13 protein-coding genes are annotated in these 16,025 nt (G+C 67.2%); 3 read left to right on the top strand and 10 right to left on the bottom strand.

Translation table 11 applies throughout. From position 1 onward, the window contains the following. Positions 1-497: 497 nt before the first annotated feature. The 4 genes from E6K79_00045 to E6K79_00060 form a co-directional block, all read right to left on the bottom strand. A complete protein-coding gene (locus tag E6K79_00045) occupies positions 498-1,823 on the bottom strand; it encodes an MFS transporter (protein TMQ67340.1) in 1,326 nt (441 codons plus the stop codon). Between the two features lie 94 nt (positions 1,824-1,917). Beyond that, positions 1,918-2,703 (bottom strand): tetratricopeptide repeat protein, encoded by a 786-nt coding sequence (locus tag E6K79_00050; GenBank protein ID TMQ67341.1) that lies wholly within the window; start codon positions 2,701-2,703, stop codon positions 1,918-1,920. Between the two features lie 31 nt (positions 2,704-2,734). After that, positions 2,735-3,337: a redoxin domain-containing protein gene (locus tag E6K79_00055; protein ID TMQ67342.1), complete on the bottom strand. Its 603-nt coding sequence runs from the start codon at positions 3,335-3,337 to the stop codon at positions 2,735-2,737. A 94-nt stretch (positions 3,338-3,431) separates the two neighbouring features. Continuing rightward, positions 3,432-4,433 (bottom strand): hypothetical protein, encoded by a 1,002-nt coding sequence (locus tag E6K79_00060; protein ID TMQ67343.1) that lies wholly within the window; start codon positions 4,431-4,433, stop codon positions 3,432-3,434. A gap of 149 nt (positions 4,434-4,582) precedes the next feature. On the opposite strand from E6K79_00060, the gene rsgA reads away from it, so the two are divergent. Continuing rightward, positions 4,583-5,512 carry a ribosome small subunit-dependent GTPase A gene (gene rsgA, locus E6K79_00065; protein TMQ67344.1) on the top strand — a complete coding sequence of 310 codons (930 nt, stop codon included), beginning with the start codon at positions 4,583-4,585 and terminating at the stop codon, positions 5,510-5,512. Then, positions 5,509-7,011, top strand: coding sequence for a hypothetical protein (locus E6K79_00070; GenBank protein ID TMQ67345.1), 1,503 nt, complete (start codon positions 5,509-5,511; stop codon positions 7,009-7,011). The genes rsgA and E6K79_00070 overlap by 4 nt, the downstream gene beginning before the upstream one ends. Positions 7,012-7,089: 78 nt before the next feature. Here the strand turns inward: E6K79_00070 and E6K79_00075 are convergent, their stop codons facing one another. The 4 genes from E6K79_00075 to E6K79_00090 form a co-directional block, all read right to left on the bottom strand. Next, positions 7,090-7,578 (bottom strand): heavy-metal-associated domain-containing protein, encoded by a 489-nt coding sequence (locus E6K79_00075; protein TMQ67346.1) that lies wholly within the window; start codon positions 7,576-7,578, stop codon positions 7,090-7,092. 84 nt (positions 7,579-7,662) lie between these two features. Beyond that, positions 7,663-8,895, bottom strand: a complete 1,233-nt coding sequence (locus E6K79_00080; protein ID TMQ67347.1) for an N-acetylmuramoyl-L-alanine amidase — start codon at positions 8,893-8,895, stop codon at positions 7,663-7,665. Positions 8,896-8,914: 19 nt separating this feature from the next. Next, positions 8,915-10,426, bottom strand: coding sequence for a Do family serine endopeptidase (locus E6K79_00085; protein TMQ67348.1), 1,512 nt, complete (start codon positions 10,424-10,426; stop codon positions 8,915-8,917). Between the two features lie 43 nt (positions 10,427-10,469). Continuing rightward, the gene (locus E6K79_00090) at positions 10,470-10,832 is read right to left on the bottom strand and encodes a hypothetical protein (protein ID TMQ67349.1); all 363 of its coding nucleotides are present in this window, start codon (positions 10,830-10,832) and stop codon (positions 10,470-10,472) included. A gap of 155 nt (positions 10,833-10,987) precedes the next feature. Here E6K79_00090 and E6K79_00095 point away from each other — a divergent pair, with 155 nt between their 5' ends. Then, the gene (locus E6K79_00095) at positions 10,988-11,731 is read left to right on the top strand and encodes a UDP-2,3-diacylglucosamine diphosphatase (protein ID TMQ67350.1); all 744 of its coding nucleotides are present in this window, start codon (positions 10,988-10,990) and stop codon (positions 11,729-11,731) included. 28 nt (positions 11,732-11,759) lie between these two features. Here the strand turns inward: E6K79_00095 and E6K79_00100 are convergent, their stop codons facing one another. Together E6K79_00100 and E6K79_00105 are read right to left on the bottom strand one after the other, a co-directional pair. After that, positions 11,760-12,698, bottom strand: coding sequence for a UPF0164 family protein (locus E6K79_00100; protein ID TMQ67351.1), 939 nt, complete (start codon positions 12,696-12,698; stop codon positions 11,760-11,762). Beyond that, positions 12,695-15,985 carry a M6 family metalloprotease domain-containing protein gene (locus E6K79_00105; protein TMQ67352.1) on the bottom strand — a complete coding sequence of 1,097 codons (3,291 nt, stop codon included), beginning with the start codon at positions 15,983-15,985 and terminating at the stop codon, positions 12,695-12,697. Before E6K79_00105 ends, E6K79_00100 begins: the two co-directional genes overlap by 4 nt. Between the last annotated feature and the right edge of the window lie 40 nt (positions 15,986-16,025).

The following is a 16,025-nucleotide window of genomic DNA, read 5'->3' on the forward strand; positions in this document are numbered from 1 at the left end:
GTCGTGATCGACCGTCGCCGTGGATACGCGGCCGTTCAAGAGATGGTTCGCGTACTGGAAATAAGTGTAGGTGAGTCGAAGATCGAGGTTCGCGAGCGCCTGTGCCGGGGGCGCCTCCGAGAGAAGGCCGTTCCGGTCCAGCCTCTTGATCCGGACCTCGAGCGTGTCGACGTCGTAGTCCTTTGGATTCAAGCCCTCCAGGGTGGCCGCGCGAAGGGCCTCCGCCAGCTCGTAGCTCTGCCGGTCCGGACCGCGGCCATCGCTCCACGCTGGCCGATAGGACCTCTTCCTATAAAATTCCGCTACGAGCGCCCAGTTGCGCGCCCGCTCGGATCCGTCCGACTTCGAAAATGAGAGCTCCCTCCGGTGCACGCGCTCCCGAATGAGATTGGCGACTTGGCCGAGCGGTGCCTGAGCTTCCCGGATTTTCAGCACGATCAGCGCGCAGATCCCGACGAGCAAAAGCGCCGCCACGAGCGACAGGACCGGTCGCTTCATCATGTTGCTCCCGTGGCATCCGCCCTGCGGGGTCGCCCCATCAGCGGAAGAAGGGCCAGGCAGACCAGTCCGAACGCCGCATCAAGGGCCAGGGTCACCGGGTAGCCCCAGCGCTGCAACGAGTGCCCCTGCCATGTGGACGTGTACGAGTAGACCAGGTTGCACATGGCCATGTAGGCGGTGAATTGGGTCGCGGCGACGGCTGGTGTGGTGACGTCCATGTAGATCGCGGTTCCCACTCCGTACATCAACCCCAGGAACACCGAATACGTCAGCGTCAGCGCCCAGAATACCGACACGAGATCCGCGGGCACGATCGGGCGGTGCGGCGCCTGCGGGCTGATCGGCATGATCCAGTGGAAGCGCTGCATCATGAACGCCATGACGAACGTCGCCACGGACATGCCGGTGATGAACAGGGCGAGCGTGCGGCGGCGGCCGAATCGATCGGAGAGCCAGCCTCCGAGAATACAGAAACCCGCCGCCAGGGAGGAGCTGCAGAGGCCGAGCACCCCGATCTGTCTGTCGGTGAGGCCCAGCTCGACCGCGAGATTGGACTGGAGCGAGAGCGAGAGCGCGTATCCGCCCATCGGGAGGAGAGCCAGGAAAATGGCGACGAACGCCGCGCGGCTCCCCGTGAAGGCGCGGCCCGTGTCGCGCACGAAGCGGCCGAGCTCGCTCCTGATGGCGGCGATGCGCGGACCGGTACGAACGGCCCGCGGCGGTCCGGGGGGTTCCCGCATGGGGACGGGCACGAGCAGGGTGACGAGCGCGATCGCCGCCGCGACGACGAGGAACGTGGTTCGAAACCCGATCAGAGGGGTGAGGAGCAGAACACCGGAGCCGCCGAGCGCGATGCCGACGTAGTTCCCCCCGTACATGAGCCCGTTGGCGAGGCCCCGCTCCTCGGCGCTGAGAACGTTCACGGCGAGCGCGTCGATGGCCACGTCCTGCGTCGCGCTAAACACGTTGTGGATCAGAATGACCGCGGTGAAGAGCCAGAGGTTGTTCTGAAAGCTCACCGGCATCGCCGCGAGAATGGTCACGACCATCATGGTCTGAGTCAGGAGGATCCACATGCGCCTCCGGCCCCATCGGTCGCTCGACAGCACGTCCACGAACGGACCGAACGCCCACTTGATCGCCCAGGGAATGTAGAGAATCCCGATGAACGACCCGATGGCGGCGGGCTCGAGCCCTTGGCGGCGCATCTGGGTCGCGACGGCAGTCCCCGTGAACCCGGAGGGCAGCCCCTCGGTGAGGTAGAGCAGGAAGAACGCGGCCAACCGTCCGCGCCGGGATGCCAAGAGATCGGGAAGGCGCATGGACCGCGAAACTGCGGGCCGTGCGGGGGGAAGTCAAGAGTGCGAGCTGCGGCGAAGGGACTAGATCAGCAGAGCGAGAGGCGCGGCTGCCAGCTTAGGAACCCTTCTTCAGCATCTCGATTTGCGCCCGCACGGCACCGGCGTGCTCACCCTGGGGGTCGAGCTCCAGGTAGCGCTCCCATGCCCGAATCGCGCCGGCGTTGTCCCCCAGAGTCGCGGCCACGACGCCGAGATTGAGCCACGCGTTCAGGTGGGTGGGCTTCTCGCGCGTCACGCGCTCCAGCTCCTTTCGCGCGATGTCATCCTGCCCGAGGCTGTGGATCGCGACCGCCATGTCGACGCGGACGTCCGCGTCCCCGGGCGATTTCTTGAGCGCGCGCTGGTAGTGGTCGATCGCCTTCTGCCACTGGCCGGAATCGAAGAGCAGATTGCCGAACCCGATATTCGCTTCGAGATCGTCGGGGTCCCTCGCGAGGGCCTGACGGTATTTCTGGACCATGGCGACCACTTGCGGCGGCATTTGTGGCGGCATCTGCCCGCCGCCCATCGCGGCGCCTCTCATGACATCGGACGGGCCCTTCGGCATTCCGCCTTGATCGCGTGGGCCGACCGCGCCATGGAGCGCGTAACCGACCGCCCCGCCGCAGGCGAGCCCGATCACGAGGAAGAGCCATGACGGGCCCGGCGACCCGCCCGGGGCCGTCTTTCGCGCACCGGGCAGCGCGCCGCCTCTCGTACCCTCGGGGCGCGATGAGGACGGCCCCGCCGCCGCAGGGGCGGCGACCAGATACGCTCCGCAGGCGTCACAGCGCGAAAATCCCGCGGGCAAACTCTCGCCGCAGCGGGGACAGGAAAACGTGTCCATCGAGGCAGGTGTCATGGGGCGGAGTCTACGCGCGCGCGGGGTCGAGTCAATACTTGACGCTGCATCCGTACGGTTGCGTCGCCGCGGTTTCGACCTTCTTCCCGGACATGGCCGAGTCCAGAGCCGCGACCAGATAGTTCTTAGCGGTGGCGATGTCGGCCTTGTCGGTCGACGGCGTATCGTCGATCGCCCCGTTGTAGACGATCGTTCCCTCCGGATCGATCACGAACATGTGGGGCGTGGTCTTCGCCCCGTACGCTTTTCCGGCGCTCCCCTTCGGGTCGAGCAGGAAGCGGGTCGGCGCCGCGCCCTTTGCCTCCAACAGCGTGTTGGCCTCCTGCCCGGTCACATACCCTTGCTTGCCCTGGGCCGAGGAGCAGATCGAGAGCCACACGACTCCCTTCTGGGTATAGGCCTTCTGCAGCTTCTGCATGTTTCCGCTGCCGTAGTGCTTGCCCACGAACGGACACTGGAAGTTCACCCATTCCAAAACGACGAACTTGCCCTTGAACGCCTCGAGCCGAACTACCTTGCCGTTGGAATCCTTCAGCTCGATCGGCGGCGCCTGCTTTCCGACGATCGCGGCTGCGTTCGCCGCGGAGGCCGACGCGAGAAGCACGATGCAGGCGAACGTTGCGAATCGAATCATGGACTCTCTCCTGTCTGATGAAGGTCCGGTGGAGCGGCGCCTGTGGTGCCCATATACCCCCGGGTCGTCCCCGGCGGTTCCTGCCCGGTACGACTCATGCCCGACGGAGCCTTGCCGCGATGCGCCAAAGGAGCACCAGGCCGACGCCCAGAAGGGCAAGCATCGCGACGTAGTAGGTCCTCGGGAGCGACCTTCGCTGCGGCTGCTTCGGTGCTGGTGCCGGGTCGCCAAGACTCACCGGGACGTCGACGCTCAGCGCGGTCCGCCGCGCCCTCGCCCCCACGCGATTGTCGAAGACAAGAACGCCGGTCAGGCGCTGCGGCGGCCGCTGCGCATTGGGGTCGGGCGTCATGGTGATCCGGCATCCGCCCGGGAAATGCTCGAAGCCATGGGGAGCCGCGAGGTCCACGACGAGCGGCTGGTCGACAAAGAAGTACGCCCCGCGTGACGAGAATCCGGCCGGCGTCCGAACCGAGAGAGAGATCGCGCGCGGCCCGGCCTCGGCGGAAAACGACCAGTCCGATAAGGTCCGAGACATTCGAGATCGGGTCTCGGCGAACAGGGACGCCGCGCGGCCGGGCCGCGGCGACCCCGACCGCACAGGGAGCGTGAGGTCGAGCTCCGCCGAGCCGGGGAGGCAGACGTCACTGCACTCGAGCCAGTCGAAGGTGCCCGCGATGGTGACGGAATCCGCGGCGATCCGGCTTGGCGGCGTAATGAGAATCGGGAGGAGAACCTCTCCCTCGTAGCCGTAGCTCATGACGGGTCCCGCCGGAATTCGCTCGGGTACCGGCCACTGGATCGGTCCCGCCGAAAAGCCGTCGGGCAGCCTCCACTTGATCCGGGGCGGCAGCCCGGCGTCGCCGGGATTCTTCCAGTACGTGTGCCAGCCCGCCCGCATCCTCATGACAAGGCCGACCGAGAACGGCCTGCCCGGCTGGATGTCGACCTCTTCGGACACGAGGACCACCTTGACGTTCCGGCTCGCGCCGGTCGGGCCGCCCCGCGCTGAAACCGCCACCGCGACCGCCACCGCGACCGCGACCGCGAGCAACCCGGCCACGAGGGCTCTCGACATCCATCGTGTCGATTTCAAGGGCGGGACCTCTTTCCGATCGCCATGCGCCGTGATGGTACATCACTGTCGCCGCTCCTCGCCCGGGCGCGCCGCGGGCAACCCCCATGAGCCACTACCCACGCCCGAACCGTCTTGCCGCGCTGACGCCGCTCGGCTAAACTTCGCGCATCGTCGACCAATCGCCACCCTTCCCTTCAAGCTGGATCGTCGCGCAGGTCTATGGCGCAAACGTGGAGCTCTGGGACGGGCACGCGATTCATGAGGCGATCCTGGCTCGCCACCTCAAGTCCGAGGCGGGGAGCCGGCACGCCAATCCGCTCGCGGTCGGCGATGAGGTCGAGGTCGAGCCGGGTGAGCCCGGCGGCCCCATGCGCGTTGTCTCGATCGCTCCCCGCCGTACGTTCCTGGAGCGCTCCACGGGCGATTCGCGGGGACGTACCCAGATTATCGCCGCCAACGCGACGCAGGCGGTGATCATCTCCTCGCTCGCCGAGCCGCCGTTTCGCCCGGGCCTGGTCGACCGCTGGGGGCTCTTGGCTCGCCGCGGAGGGCTCGTCCCGGTCCTCTGCCTCAACAAGGTCGACCTCGGCACCCACGAGGAGGCCGAGCGTGCGATCGCAGAGGCGGCGATCCCGCTCGAGGCGGTGACGGTGAGCGCGGAGAACGGCTCCGGGGTGGACCGGCTCTTGGAGCTCACGGCGGGGCGCGTATCGGTGTTCGTGGGGCATTCGGGGGTCGGGAAATCGTCGCTCTTGCGGCGTCTCATCCCGAACGCAGACGCCCTCGTCGGTACAGTCAGCGCGAAGAATCTGAAGGGACGGCACACGACGACCAGCTCGCGACTCTACCCGCTCCCGGGAGGCGGCATCGTGATCGATACGCCGGGCGTGCGGAGCGTTCAGCTCGGGCAAACCGACGTGGCCGAAGTGGCGGCGGTCTTCGACGAGATCGCGGAGGCGCCGCCGTGTCGCTTCCGGACCTGCACCCACCGCACGGAGCCCGGGTGCTCGATCCTGGCAGGCGTCCAGTCGGGCGTCGTTCCGAGCGCGATCTACGCGCGCTATCGAAAACTTCTCGAGGAGGCCGAGGTAAAGTGACGGACGTTGCCGACATCGAATCGCATCTTGGCGAGCTGATGATGGTGGGGCTGCCGGGCACCGAGTTGACATCGGAGCTCGCGGCGGACCTGCGCCGGATCCAGCCCTCCGGAGTGATCTTCTTCGCCCCCAACTTCCCCGACGCGGGCACGGCGGCGCGCTTCACAAGGGAAGTTCACGCGCGCGTCGGATCGGCGGACCTCCCGGCGCTCGTCGGCGTCGACGAAGAGGGCGGCATGGTTTCCCAGATTTCCGGCTTCTGGGAAGTTCCTCCGAGCGCCCGCGCGGTCGCGGCCTCGGGTGGGCCGCCGCTCGTCAAGGATCTCGCGCACCGCACGGCGCGCCGGCTTCTCGCGCTGGGCGTGAATCTGAATTTCGCCCCGGTCCTCGACATCCACTCCAACTCCGCGAATCCGGTGATCGGGATCCGCTCCTTCGGCACGACCGCATCGCAGGTGACCGCGTGCGGCCGGGCCGCGGTCGAGGGCATGCAGGCGGCGGGCGTCATCCCGGTCGTGAAGCACTTCCCCGGCCATGGGGACACGTCGGTCGATTCCCACATCGATCTGCCGCGGGTCGAGGTGCCGATCGCGACGCTCGCCCTTCGCGAGCTTCGCCCGTTCGAAGCCGCGATCCAGGCGAGCGTGCCGGTTGTGATGACCTGCCACGTCGTCGTCCCGGCGCTCGACCCGGATCCGGACCGGCCGGCGACGCTCTCGCGGCCCATCGTGACCGGGCTCCTCCGCGAGAAGATGGGGTTCGCGGGCGTCGTGGTCACGGACGCGCTGGAAATGGCGGCCGTCACCTCGCGAGGATCCTTCGGCGAGGTCGCGGTGCAGGCGATCGAGGCAGGATGTGACCTTCTTCTCTACTCCAAGCTCGCGCCGGGCCCCGACGAGGCGCTTCAGGCGATCCAAGCGGCGCTCGGCTCGGGACGGCTCACGCCGGAGCGGATCGGCGCCTCGATCGCGCGCATCCGTCGCCTCCGGTCGGGGGGCGCCGCGCGCCCGCGCGAGTGGAGCTCCGCTCTCGAGCGCGAGGCGCGCAATCTGATTCCCGAAGACGAATTGGAACGGGTCGCCGAGGGGGCGCTCCGGGTGCTTCGCCAGGGCGCGGGCGGTGTGCCGCTTCGCCCCCCGATCGACGTGCTCGAAGTGAACCGGCCCGAGTCGCGCGCCCCGATCGCCGACCTGATCCGCGCGCACGGCGTCACCGCGAAGGAATGGGGACCGGATCCGGCGACCTGGCCCCGGCGGATCGTGGGAAGCTCGCTCCTCACGGTGGCGGCCCGCGGTTCCTTGAGCGCGGAGCATGAGGATCTGGCGCGGAAGTGGCTTCAGCGCTTTCCCGAGACGGTAACCGTCGCTTCCCTGAACCCGCACGCGACGGACGGGTGGCCCGAGGCGCGGACGCTCCTCGTCACCTTCGACAACACGCTCGCCAGCCGTCGCGCGCTCGCGAAGCGCCTCTCCGTCTCCGCGGTGCCCGCGCGGAAATGAATCGGGCCCCCCGGCTTCCCGGGAGGCCCGTCTCGCTGTAACCGCGGATGCCGCCGATCGCGGCGCGCGGAGTCTTCCTTAGACCTTGTCCTTGCCCTTCGCGCAGCAGGCAACGCCCTTGTCGCCGGCGGCGATCGCCTTCGCGAACTGCGCCTGAACCTTGCTGCCCTCGCCCTTGTACGTGTTCTTGAATCCCGCCGCCGCGATCGCCTTGGCGATTTCCTTCTGGCTGACGTTCTTGTCGGCGATGATGTACGCGGTGTGGGTCGTGAGATCGACGTGCGCGCAAGCGACGCCGGCGTGTGCCATCGCGGCCTTCTGGACGCCCTCGATGCAGGCCTCGCAATGGGCCGTCGGCACCGCATAGCTGTAGATCGCCTGGTTCGCCTTCACGCCGCATTCCTTCGCGGCCGTGGCGTTCGTGTTCGTGTCCTTCGCGCTGCAGTGCGAGCCCGCGGAGGCGGACTTGGCGCCCTCCGACGAGCAGCTCTTTCCGCCGGCCCACGATGTGGCCGCGAGGCAGACGGCGAGGAGCGATAGGACGCTGATCTTGGCAAGGGTCTTCATGTCTTCATCTCTCCTTGTGCGGGTTCAACTGCGGTGTTGTCCGGCTGGCAAAAGGATACCCCGGCTCCGGCCTCCGGTGTCCAATCAATTCGAGTTCGCGCGGAGATGCTGGTTCTTATAAGTCTCGATGCCGTTGGCGAGTAGCTCGGCGAACTTGGCCTGGAACTGCGCGTCCCTGAGGATCGCGGCCTCCCGGGGGTTCGTGACGAACGCAGTCTCCACGAGCACCGAGGGAATCTCGGGCGCCTTGAGGACCACGAACCCGGCCTGCTTCACGCCGCGCGTCACGAGCCTCGAGTCGGCTCCCACCGCGTCGATCAGGACCTCCGCCAGCTCGCTGCTTCGCCGAATGGTGTCGTTCTGCCTCAGGTCGAAGAGAATCGAGAGGAGGTCGTCTCCCGTGTCGGGAGAGACGCCGCCCACGAGGTCGGCCGCGTTTTCCTTCTCCGCCACGTTGCGCGCCGCCTCGTCGGTCGCGCCGGTCAGGGAGAGGAAGTAGATCTCGGTACCCGTCGCGTCCCGATCCCGGCTCGCGTTGCAGTGGATGCTGATGAGGAGATCGGCCTGGTACCGGCGGGCGAGGTCGACGCGATTTCGAAGCGGGATGAAGTAGTCGCCGGAGCGCGTCAGGACGGCGCTCACGCCGGGCATGAGGTCGAGCTGGGCCTTGAGCTTCTTGGCGATCGAGAGGGTGATGTCGGCTTCCTGGAGCCTTCGGTGGCCGATGGCCCCGGGATCTTCGCCCCCATGCCCCGCGTCGATCGCGACGATCAACTTCTTCGACTGCTTGAGCTCCGTCACGCGCCGCGTGATCGCTTGCTCCACTTCCGGATTGACCGGCGCGGGAACGTCGATCACCAGCCGGTCGGGATTCCCGTCCACCGCGGCGAGGAAGAAGCCCAGCGGGGTCGTGGCGCGCTGGAGCCGGATCCGGATGGCGCAGCCCGAGTCCGAGACCGCCGGAAAGATGTCGGCCACGAGGCTATCGCCGACGAACTCGGTCGAGACGGCCGGCGATTTCCGGGTCATCGGGAGGTAGACCTCGAACGTCAGGGAATCGGCAAAGCGGTAGCGCGGTCCCCCGGCCGGGGGACCGGTCAGGTCGAAGACGAGCCGGGTGTGGTCGGGCGCGGTCCAGTAGCGTATCCGGGCCAGCTCCGGCGCCGGCCCCGACGGCTTCGAGGTCGTGGCGGCACGCCGGACCGGCGCGCTCGGCGCCAGCACGGCCGCGGCCACGATGCCCAAAACGATGAGGCCCGCCCGGGCCCCCGCCCGGCGGGGACCCGATCCGGGCCTCGGAGTTCGTTGCTCGCGCATGCCGCTCAACGGCGAGAGCTCATTCCTCAGGCTGAACCGCGATGAACTGGGTGCTGTCGCCCCGCTTGATCAGCAGGACGACCGGCTTCTTCGCGTTCTTGGTCCGGGCCTGCTCGAGCGCGTCATTGTATTCGAACACGTCCTTGACGGCCTTGTCGTTCACTTCCTTGATCACGTCGCCGCGCTGGAGCCCGGCGTCGTCGGCCCCGCTCCCGGGCGCCACCTCGACCACGACGACACCCTCCTTCTCACGGAGGTTGTTCTCCTTGGCGAAGTCGCCGTCCACGGGCTCGACGGCCATCCCGAGCCAGGTCGCAGGCGTCACTTCCTGCTTCCGCAGCACGTCATCGCCGGGCCGCTCGGCGAGCGTGACGTAGAGCTCGCGCGGCTGGCCGGCGCGGAGGATGTCGACTTTCACTCTCTTCTTCACGGGCGTGTCCGCGACGAGGAAGCGGAAGCGCTGCACGTCGTCCACGCGCTTGCCGTCGAAGGCGGTGATGACGTCCTTCACCTTGAAGCCCGCCTGCGAGGCCGGCGTGTCGTTCGAGACGCTGCCGACGAGAATGCCCTTCGAGTCCTTGATTCCCCACGTCTCCGCGAGCTCGGGCGTCAGCTCCTGCGGCATGATGCCGAGGTAGCCGCGGGTGACCTTGCCGCTCGCGATGAGCTGCTGCGAGATGTTCTTCGCCAGGTTGATCGGAATGGCGAACCCGATCCCCTCACCCGACGGGTTGATGGCGGTGTTGATCCCGATCGCCTCGCCCCGGATGTTGAGGAGCGGACCACCGCTGTTTCCGAAGTTGATCGATGCGTCGGTCTGGATGAAGTACTGATACGCGGGCGATCCGCCCACGATGGAGAGATTGCTGCGGCCCTTCGCGCTGATCACGCCCACCGTGAGGGTGCCGTCCAGCTCGCCCAGCGCGTTCCCGATCGCGATCGCCCAGTCGCCGATCCGGATCTCATCGGAGTCGCCCAGCGGGACCGAGGGCAGGGCGCCGGCGCCGTCGATCTTGATGATCGCGACGTCGGTGCTCGGATCGGCGCCGACGACCTTCGCCTTGAATTTGCGATGGTCGCTCAACGTGACCATGATATCGGACGCGTCGCGCACGACATGGTTGTTCGTGAGGATGTGCCCTTCCTTATCGATGATGAAGCCCGAGCCGCTGCTGGGGATCTTCATCTGCTGCGGCGCCTGCTGCTGTCCCCGCGGACCTTGAGGGGTCTCCGGGAAGAGGCGGCGGAAGAAGTCGCCGTACGGCCCCTCGAACTGATTTCCCTGGCCGGTTCCCGCGTCGACCCTCCGTTTGCTCTCGATGCTCACGACGCCAGGAAGCGTCCGGTCCGCGATCTGGGTGAACGGGCTTTCGAGCGCGGTGACGGCCTGCGTGCCGTTCTCCTTCGCGTTCGACTGGGGCGAGAGGTTCAGCTGGCCGGACAGGATGAATCCGACGACGATACCGACGATCAAGAGGCTCCCGGCCAGAAGCAGAACCTTGGCCGCACGTATTGTTTCCTTTGATTCCATTCTTCCCTCCACGAAATTCCACGGCGCCCCGACGTTACGGGGCCTATAAATCGATTGAGGCTGGCGTCCTTTGATCCGGGGCGGGGGCTTCCGCCGCTCCGCCTTGGCGCAGTCGCGCGAGCTCGGCTCGCTTCGTTTCGATCGCTTCCTCGACCGCGTCGATCCGGGTGCGGAGTCGAAGCGCCTCTTCGTCGGATTCGATCTCGGCCGCCGCGCTATTTCTCCAGAGCGTCAGGGCTCGCTCGCCGAGGCTGGCGAGCGCTTGGGATCGATCGCGACGCAGCGATATCAGATCGACGCGAATGACGCCGATCTGGACCGCGCGCTTGGCTCCCCGGCGCGTGCGATCGGAGACCGTGCGAACCTCGTCGGTCACCTTCGCCCAGAATCCGCTAGGACCAGCCATAAACCCTCGTCTGACAGGCACTTGTTGGAACCACTCTAGGAACCGCTCTTCAGGCCTGTCAAGCGGGTATTACCCGTTGATTCGAAGCAGGGTTCCGCGTGCTCCCGGCGGCCACTGTCTTGCGGCGGAGCCGAGCCCCCCTATACTGACGCTTCATGCCCCAACCAGGGTGCGCCTATTTCATCGCCGATGCTCATCTCGGCCAAGGGTCCGCAGACTCTAACCGAGCGCGAGAGCGCGACCTGCTGGCATTTTTCGACCGGGTGGCGTCGGAGCGGGCGGCCCTCTACGTGAACGGCGACCTGTTCGACTTCTGGTTCGAGTACGGCCACGCCATCCCGAAGCGCTTCGTGCGGGTGCTCCAGGCGTTGGGGGAGCTGCGGCGCCGGGCGGTCCCTGTTACGTATGTCGGCGGAAATCACGACTTCTGGATCGGGAACTACCTGGAGCGCGAGCTTGACGTCACGTTCGCCGACGAAGCGCTGACGCTGGAGCTCCAGGGACGCAGGATCTTCCTCGCCCACGGGGACGGCCTGGGTCCGGGCGACCACGGCTACAAGCTCTTGAAGCGCTTGCTTCGAAACCGGCTCGCCCGCGGCCTCTTCCGCTGGATCCACCCGGACGTGGGAATCCCTCTCGCCACCACCATATCGCACACGAGCCGCCACCACGCGCCCCGCGCCGCACAGACCGAGGCAGCGCTCGTGGAGCGGCTGGCGCGGCCCTGGTTCGGCCAGGGGTACGACGCGGTCGTCATGGGGCACTTTCACGTGCCGCTGCACCATCGGGGAGCCGACGGCGAATTTCTGATCCTGGGCGACTGGCTGGAGCGGAGGAGCTACGCCCGGCTCGAGGAGGGGAAGTTCTCTCTCTTAGAGTTCAAAGGGAGCGGCGCCTAGCGGGAGCGCGCGCTTCGGACGGCGCGGTCTAAAAGACGCCCGTGAGGGAGAAGAAGTGCGTCGTGCCGAGGTCGGAAGAGAGCGGCACGAGCGCGTAGTCGAAGTGGATCCAATCCTTCACGAGGCCGAGCCCGAAGCTCACGCTCTCGTCGTCGTAGCCGAACTTCCCCCCGACGCGAAGGGCCAAGCGATCGCGGTACGAGTACTCCGCCCCGGCGTGAACGTGGGTCTTGTCGTCCCTGGCCTTCCGGATCTCCGTGGTCAGGGTGCCGCGCCCCTGGAGGCTGGGAAGCTGTCGGCTCACCGCCGCGCCGGCCCGCCACGTGAGCGGGATCGGGAACGTCACCGAGATGAATTTCGCGTCGCTCCCAAGATTTTGTACCGCCGCGCCGAAGGAGACGCCCGTCTCGCCCAGCCGATACCTCGCTCCGACGTCGCCGGTGACCGCGGTGGCGTCCCACTGGTCGATCATCTCGCGGATATAGCGGACCGCCACGCCGGCATCGAGGCCCTCGTAGACGCGGGCGCCGTAGGCGCCGGTGACCGCGATGTCGTTGAATCCGTAGTGCCCCGTCAGGACCCCCGTGTCGTCGCGCCTCTCGAACTCGCTCGAGTAGAAGCCGGACATTCCCACCCCCAGTGCCCCCGGACCTAAGTGCCCCCCCACCGCCACGAATTCCTGGCGGAAGTCCTGGATCCACTCGTTGTGCATCGCCGTAACCTGGGTTCCCGAGATCGCGGCGAGGCCGGCCGGATTCCAATAGATCGCGGTCGGATCGTCTGCGAGGGCGACGTAGGCGCTCCCGAGCCCCATGGCGCGGGCTCCCACCCCGAGCTTTAGGAACGCAAATCCGGTCTCTCCCGGCGCCGCGAGCGCCGTTCCCGGCAGGGCAAGGATGAGGAGGGTTAGGGCGACCGCGGGCTCACGACGGCATCGGCGCATGAATCTCTCCTTGGGGCCGCTCATCGAACGACGGCCAGGCTCGCGAATTGGATTTCGGTTCCCTTGCTCGACCGCACTTCCACGCGGCAGAGGTACACACCGCTCGCGGCCGACCGGTGATCCCAGGGTACCGCGTGTTCGGCCGATCCGGCGAGATTTCCGGCGCCCACCGGCAACTCGGCGACCGTGGATCCCGTGGGGTCGAGGATGCGGATCGAGACCGACGTCGCCGCCTCGGCGAGCCGGTAGTGGATGGTCGTGGTCCCCGAGAGAGAGGGGTTTGGGTAACCGTACACCGCCGTTAGGTTTTGGGTCCCGCCGCCGGGGCCTGCCGGGCCCGTGGCCAGCACCGCATTCCGGGTCGCGGAGTTCCGGTACTGACTCCAGGCGAGCGCGGAGGCGGGGATCGCGATCGGGGTGTCCCGCACGGTAATCGTTGTTTGGGTCGGAGAGGCGTCGAACGACTCCATCCACTCCGCCGTTCCGTTCCCGTCGAGGTCGAGGAGCATCGGGGGCGAGCTCGCGCCGGTACTCCCCAGCTCCACGAACTCGCGGATCGGGGACCCGTCCGCGCGAAACGCGGGGCGGCGGCCGTCCGGGAGGATCGCGATCACGTCGCGGATCCCGTCGCCGTCCACGTCCGCGACGAGCGGCGGCCAGAATCCCGCGGTGTCGGCGGAGGCGAACGGAGCCGCGGCGCGCACCGGATACCCGGATCGAGGCGAGCCGCTGTAGTGGATTGCCGCGACACGGACATCATCCCCGGTCTGGAGCAGCTCCGGATAGCCGTCCTTCTCCAGGTCGCCGAGGGAGATCTCGGAGATCCGTCCCGATCCCTTGGGCGGCGTCGGCCACCCCGCGATCTCGGCGAAGCGGACATAGTCGGTCGGCGGATCGCCCGGACCGTGGGGGAGGAGGGTGAGCTGGATCGCGTGGAACGAGCCCAAACGATCGGCGAGCATGATCTCGAACTTGCCGTCCCGGTTCACGTCGGCGAGCACGGGAGCCGAGAGCGCGACTCCCGTATAGATCATGTAGTAGACGAAGTCATCCGGGGTCTTCGGCAGAGCGCTATCGTTCAGGATCTCCCAGTTCGCGATCGAGAGGCCGCTGGCCGCCCGGTCGCCGGAGCCAGTCGCGACGTTCGTGACGATCACCTCGGGGAGGCCATCCCCGTTCATATCGACGGCGGCCGGAGGTCCATCGGTCGAGCCGCCCATTGGGAGCGTGAATACCTGGCGAGAGCCGCCCGACACTTTGACCGCCCTTAGTGTGGACCCTCCCAATTGCGAAGGCGACGCCGTGGAGCCGGTCACGATTTCCATCGGGCCGTCGCCGTCCAGATCGACCAGGATCGGCTGGGCGCGCGTCGAGATCAGGGCGGACCCTGCGACGAGGATCCCGGTCGTGAGCGGGTCGCTGTCGCCGTCCATCACCTCAGTGCCGTTCGCGTGAAAGGCGTAGATCGCCCCGTTCAGTGTCTGGAACACGATCTCCGGACCGGCCACGCCGTCGATGTCCCCGACGCAGGGACTGGATGTCGGCGCGGACGCGGTCGTTGCGAACGCGGTCGGGATCGCGTCGCCGTCCAGGAAGTCGGTGCCGTCGGGCTCGAATACATAAATCGCCCCGGTATTGTTGAGGCGCTGCACCGGGACGATCAGCTCGAGCGTCCCGTTCCCGTCCAGATCGGCCGCGACGGTGGGCAGATTTCGGATGAGCGCGTTGCTCAGCGTCTTGGGCCATCCCGCCCGCGTATGGTCGAATGAAACGTTCAGCGTCATCACGCTATCGGGCACGCTGATCCCGGTAATGGAAATCCCCGTTCGCGCGTTGCCGTAGGCCGCGGTCGATGGCGTCGTGCTCGGTGTGACGTGATCCCGCCAGCCGGCACGCCACACATCGTCGGGGCTTCCCCCGCTCAGGCTCGTCGGCGGCACATCGAGATCCTCGATCCCGTCCGCCTCCACGACGTCGATTCCCTTCCGCTGCGTGTCGCCTTCCACGACATTGTCCGCGAGGCCGGCCTCGATCTTGGCGTCGTCGACGTGATAGATCAGGATGCCCGAGCCGCTCTGGTAGGTTCCGGCGTCGCACCCGGCGCCGCTCGGCGCCGTCATGTTCGCTGGGGTGAAGAAGTCGAACTCCGCGCCCGCGTAGCTGTCGGTGTAGAAGTCGAAACAGCCGTCCTGGTTCACGTCATCGAACGTAAACTTCCCGTTCTTGTCCGGATCGTGCTGGCGATTCTCGAGGAGGAAGTACTCGGACTGGGTGATCGGGATCTGCAAGATTCGCGGATCGCCTGTCACCGGGCGCTCCACCTCGCAGAGGGTCTGCGTTCCGTTGGCGGTCACCGGGGTCGGAGCGAGGAAGCCGAGCCAGAGTCGAGTCCACGCGCTGATCCCAGCCGGCACGAACCCGTTCGCGTTCCACACTCCGCCCGCCATGATGTCCCACGAGCCCAGCCCCTGCGAGTAGCCGCCTTCGTCGGGAGTGGTGTCGTAGAGATCCGGCATCGAGGATTGGCCCACGAGCCGGCCGAGCTGGTGGCCGAACTCATGGCAGAGAACGCCCGTCATCCCGAATGAGTATCCGTCCTGGCTCTCGGATTCGGGCACTTCCACCGCCTCCTTCAGCCGGTAGAAGACGCCGGGGCTGGTCGGGTCATTCGTCTTGATCCCGACCGCGCCGGTCGAATCGGGGAGGATCTGCTGGAAATCATCAGGCGTCACGAAGGCCGACCAGACCTGGGCCCGGCTGTTGTCGAGGACGTCCGCCTCCTGCCCCTGACCGCCATGGAAGATCACGACGGCCTGGTAGGGGCGGAAGTCGACGGTCGAGTCGGCCGCCGCGACCATGTCGCGAACCATGAAGACCAGCCGCTCCTGAAAGCGGTCGTCGTCCCCGTAGTAGCTCATCGGGTGCGGAAGCGTGAAGACCGAATCCCACAGGGTCGGCGTGATCGTGACCTGGCCATCCGACATCTGGTTCCAGTACTGATTCAGGAAGAAGAGCAGGCGGTCGTAGTAGGCGGTCGAGGAATCGATCGGCGTGTCCGTGAACGCCACGCGGATGGCCAGGACGTTGTAGCTCGCGGCGCCCAGGAGAGGCGCGCGGCTTTGGAGGGTCCGAAAGGTGGGCGGCGTCTGGCCGGCAGCGGTGGTGCTTGTGCGTCCGTAGCGAGGAGCTTGAGGGCCCTTCTTCCCCGGGACGGGCGGCGATGCGGCAACCGCGGAGGGCCCCATGAGAATAAGAAGAAGTAGGATGAGGGCCGGACGGAACGGAGGGCGCCGCGGCGGGGCCTGTCGCACCGGCTGAGTCTACCGGTCCCAGAGCGGAGCGGTCAACGAG

This window comes from Candidatus Eisenbacteria bacterium (genome assembly GCA_005893305.1).
Lineage (GTDB): Bacteria > Eisenbacteria > RBG-16-71-46 > SZUA-252 > SZUA-252 > WS-9.

Coding starts and splice junctions, on each gene's coding strand:
- E6K79_00095 (TMQ67350.1), top strand. CDS start 10,988: ATGCCCCAACCAGGGTGCGCCTATTTCATCGCCGATGCTCATCTCGGC.
- E6K79_00055 (TMQ67342.1), bottom strand. CDS start 3,337: ATGATTCGATTCGCAACGTTCGCCTGCATCGTGCTTCTCGCGTCGGCC.
- E6K79_00080 (TMQ67347.1), bottom strand. CDS start 8,895: ATGCGCGAGCAACGAACTCCGAGGCCCGGATCGGGTCCCCGCCGGGCG.
- E6K79_00090 (TMQ67349.1), bottom strand. CDS start 10,832: ATGGCTGGTCCTAGCGGATTCTGGGCGAAGGTGACCGACGAGGTTCGC.
- E6K79_00100 (TMQ67351.1), bottom strand. CDS start 12,698: ATGAGCGGCCCCAAGGAGAGATTCATGCGCCGATGCCGTCGTGAGCCC.
- E6K79_00075 (TMQ67346.1), bottom strand. CDS start 7,578: ATGAAGACCCTTGCCAAGATCAGCGTCCTATCGCTCCTCGCCGTCTGC.
- E6K79_00085 (TMQ67348.1), bottom strand. CDS start 10,426: ATGGAATCAAAGGAAACAATACGTGCGGCCAAGGTTCTGCTTCTGGCC.
- E6K79_00045 (TMQ67340.1), bottom strand. CDS start 1,823: ATGCGCCTTCCCGATCTCTTGGCATCCCGGCGCGGACGGTTGGCCGCG.
- E6K79_00050 (TMQ67341.1), bottom strand. CDS start 2,703: ATGACACCTGCCTCGATGGACACGTTTTCCTGTCCCCGCTGCGGCGAG.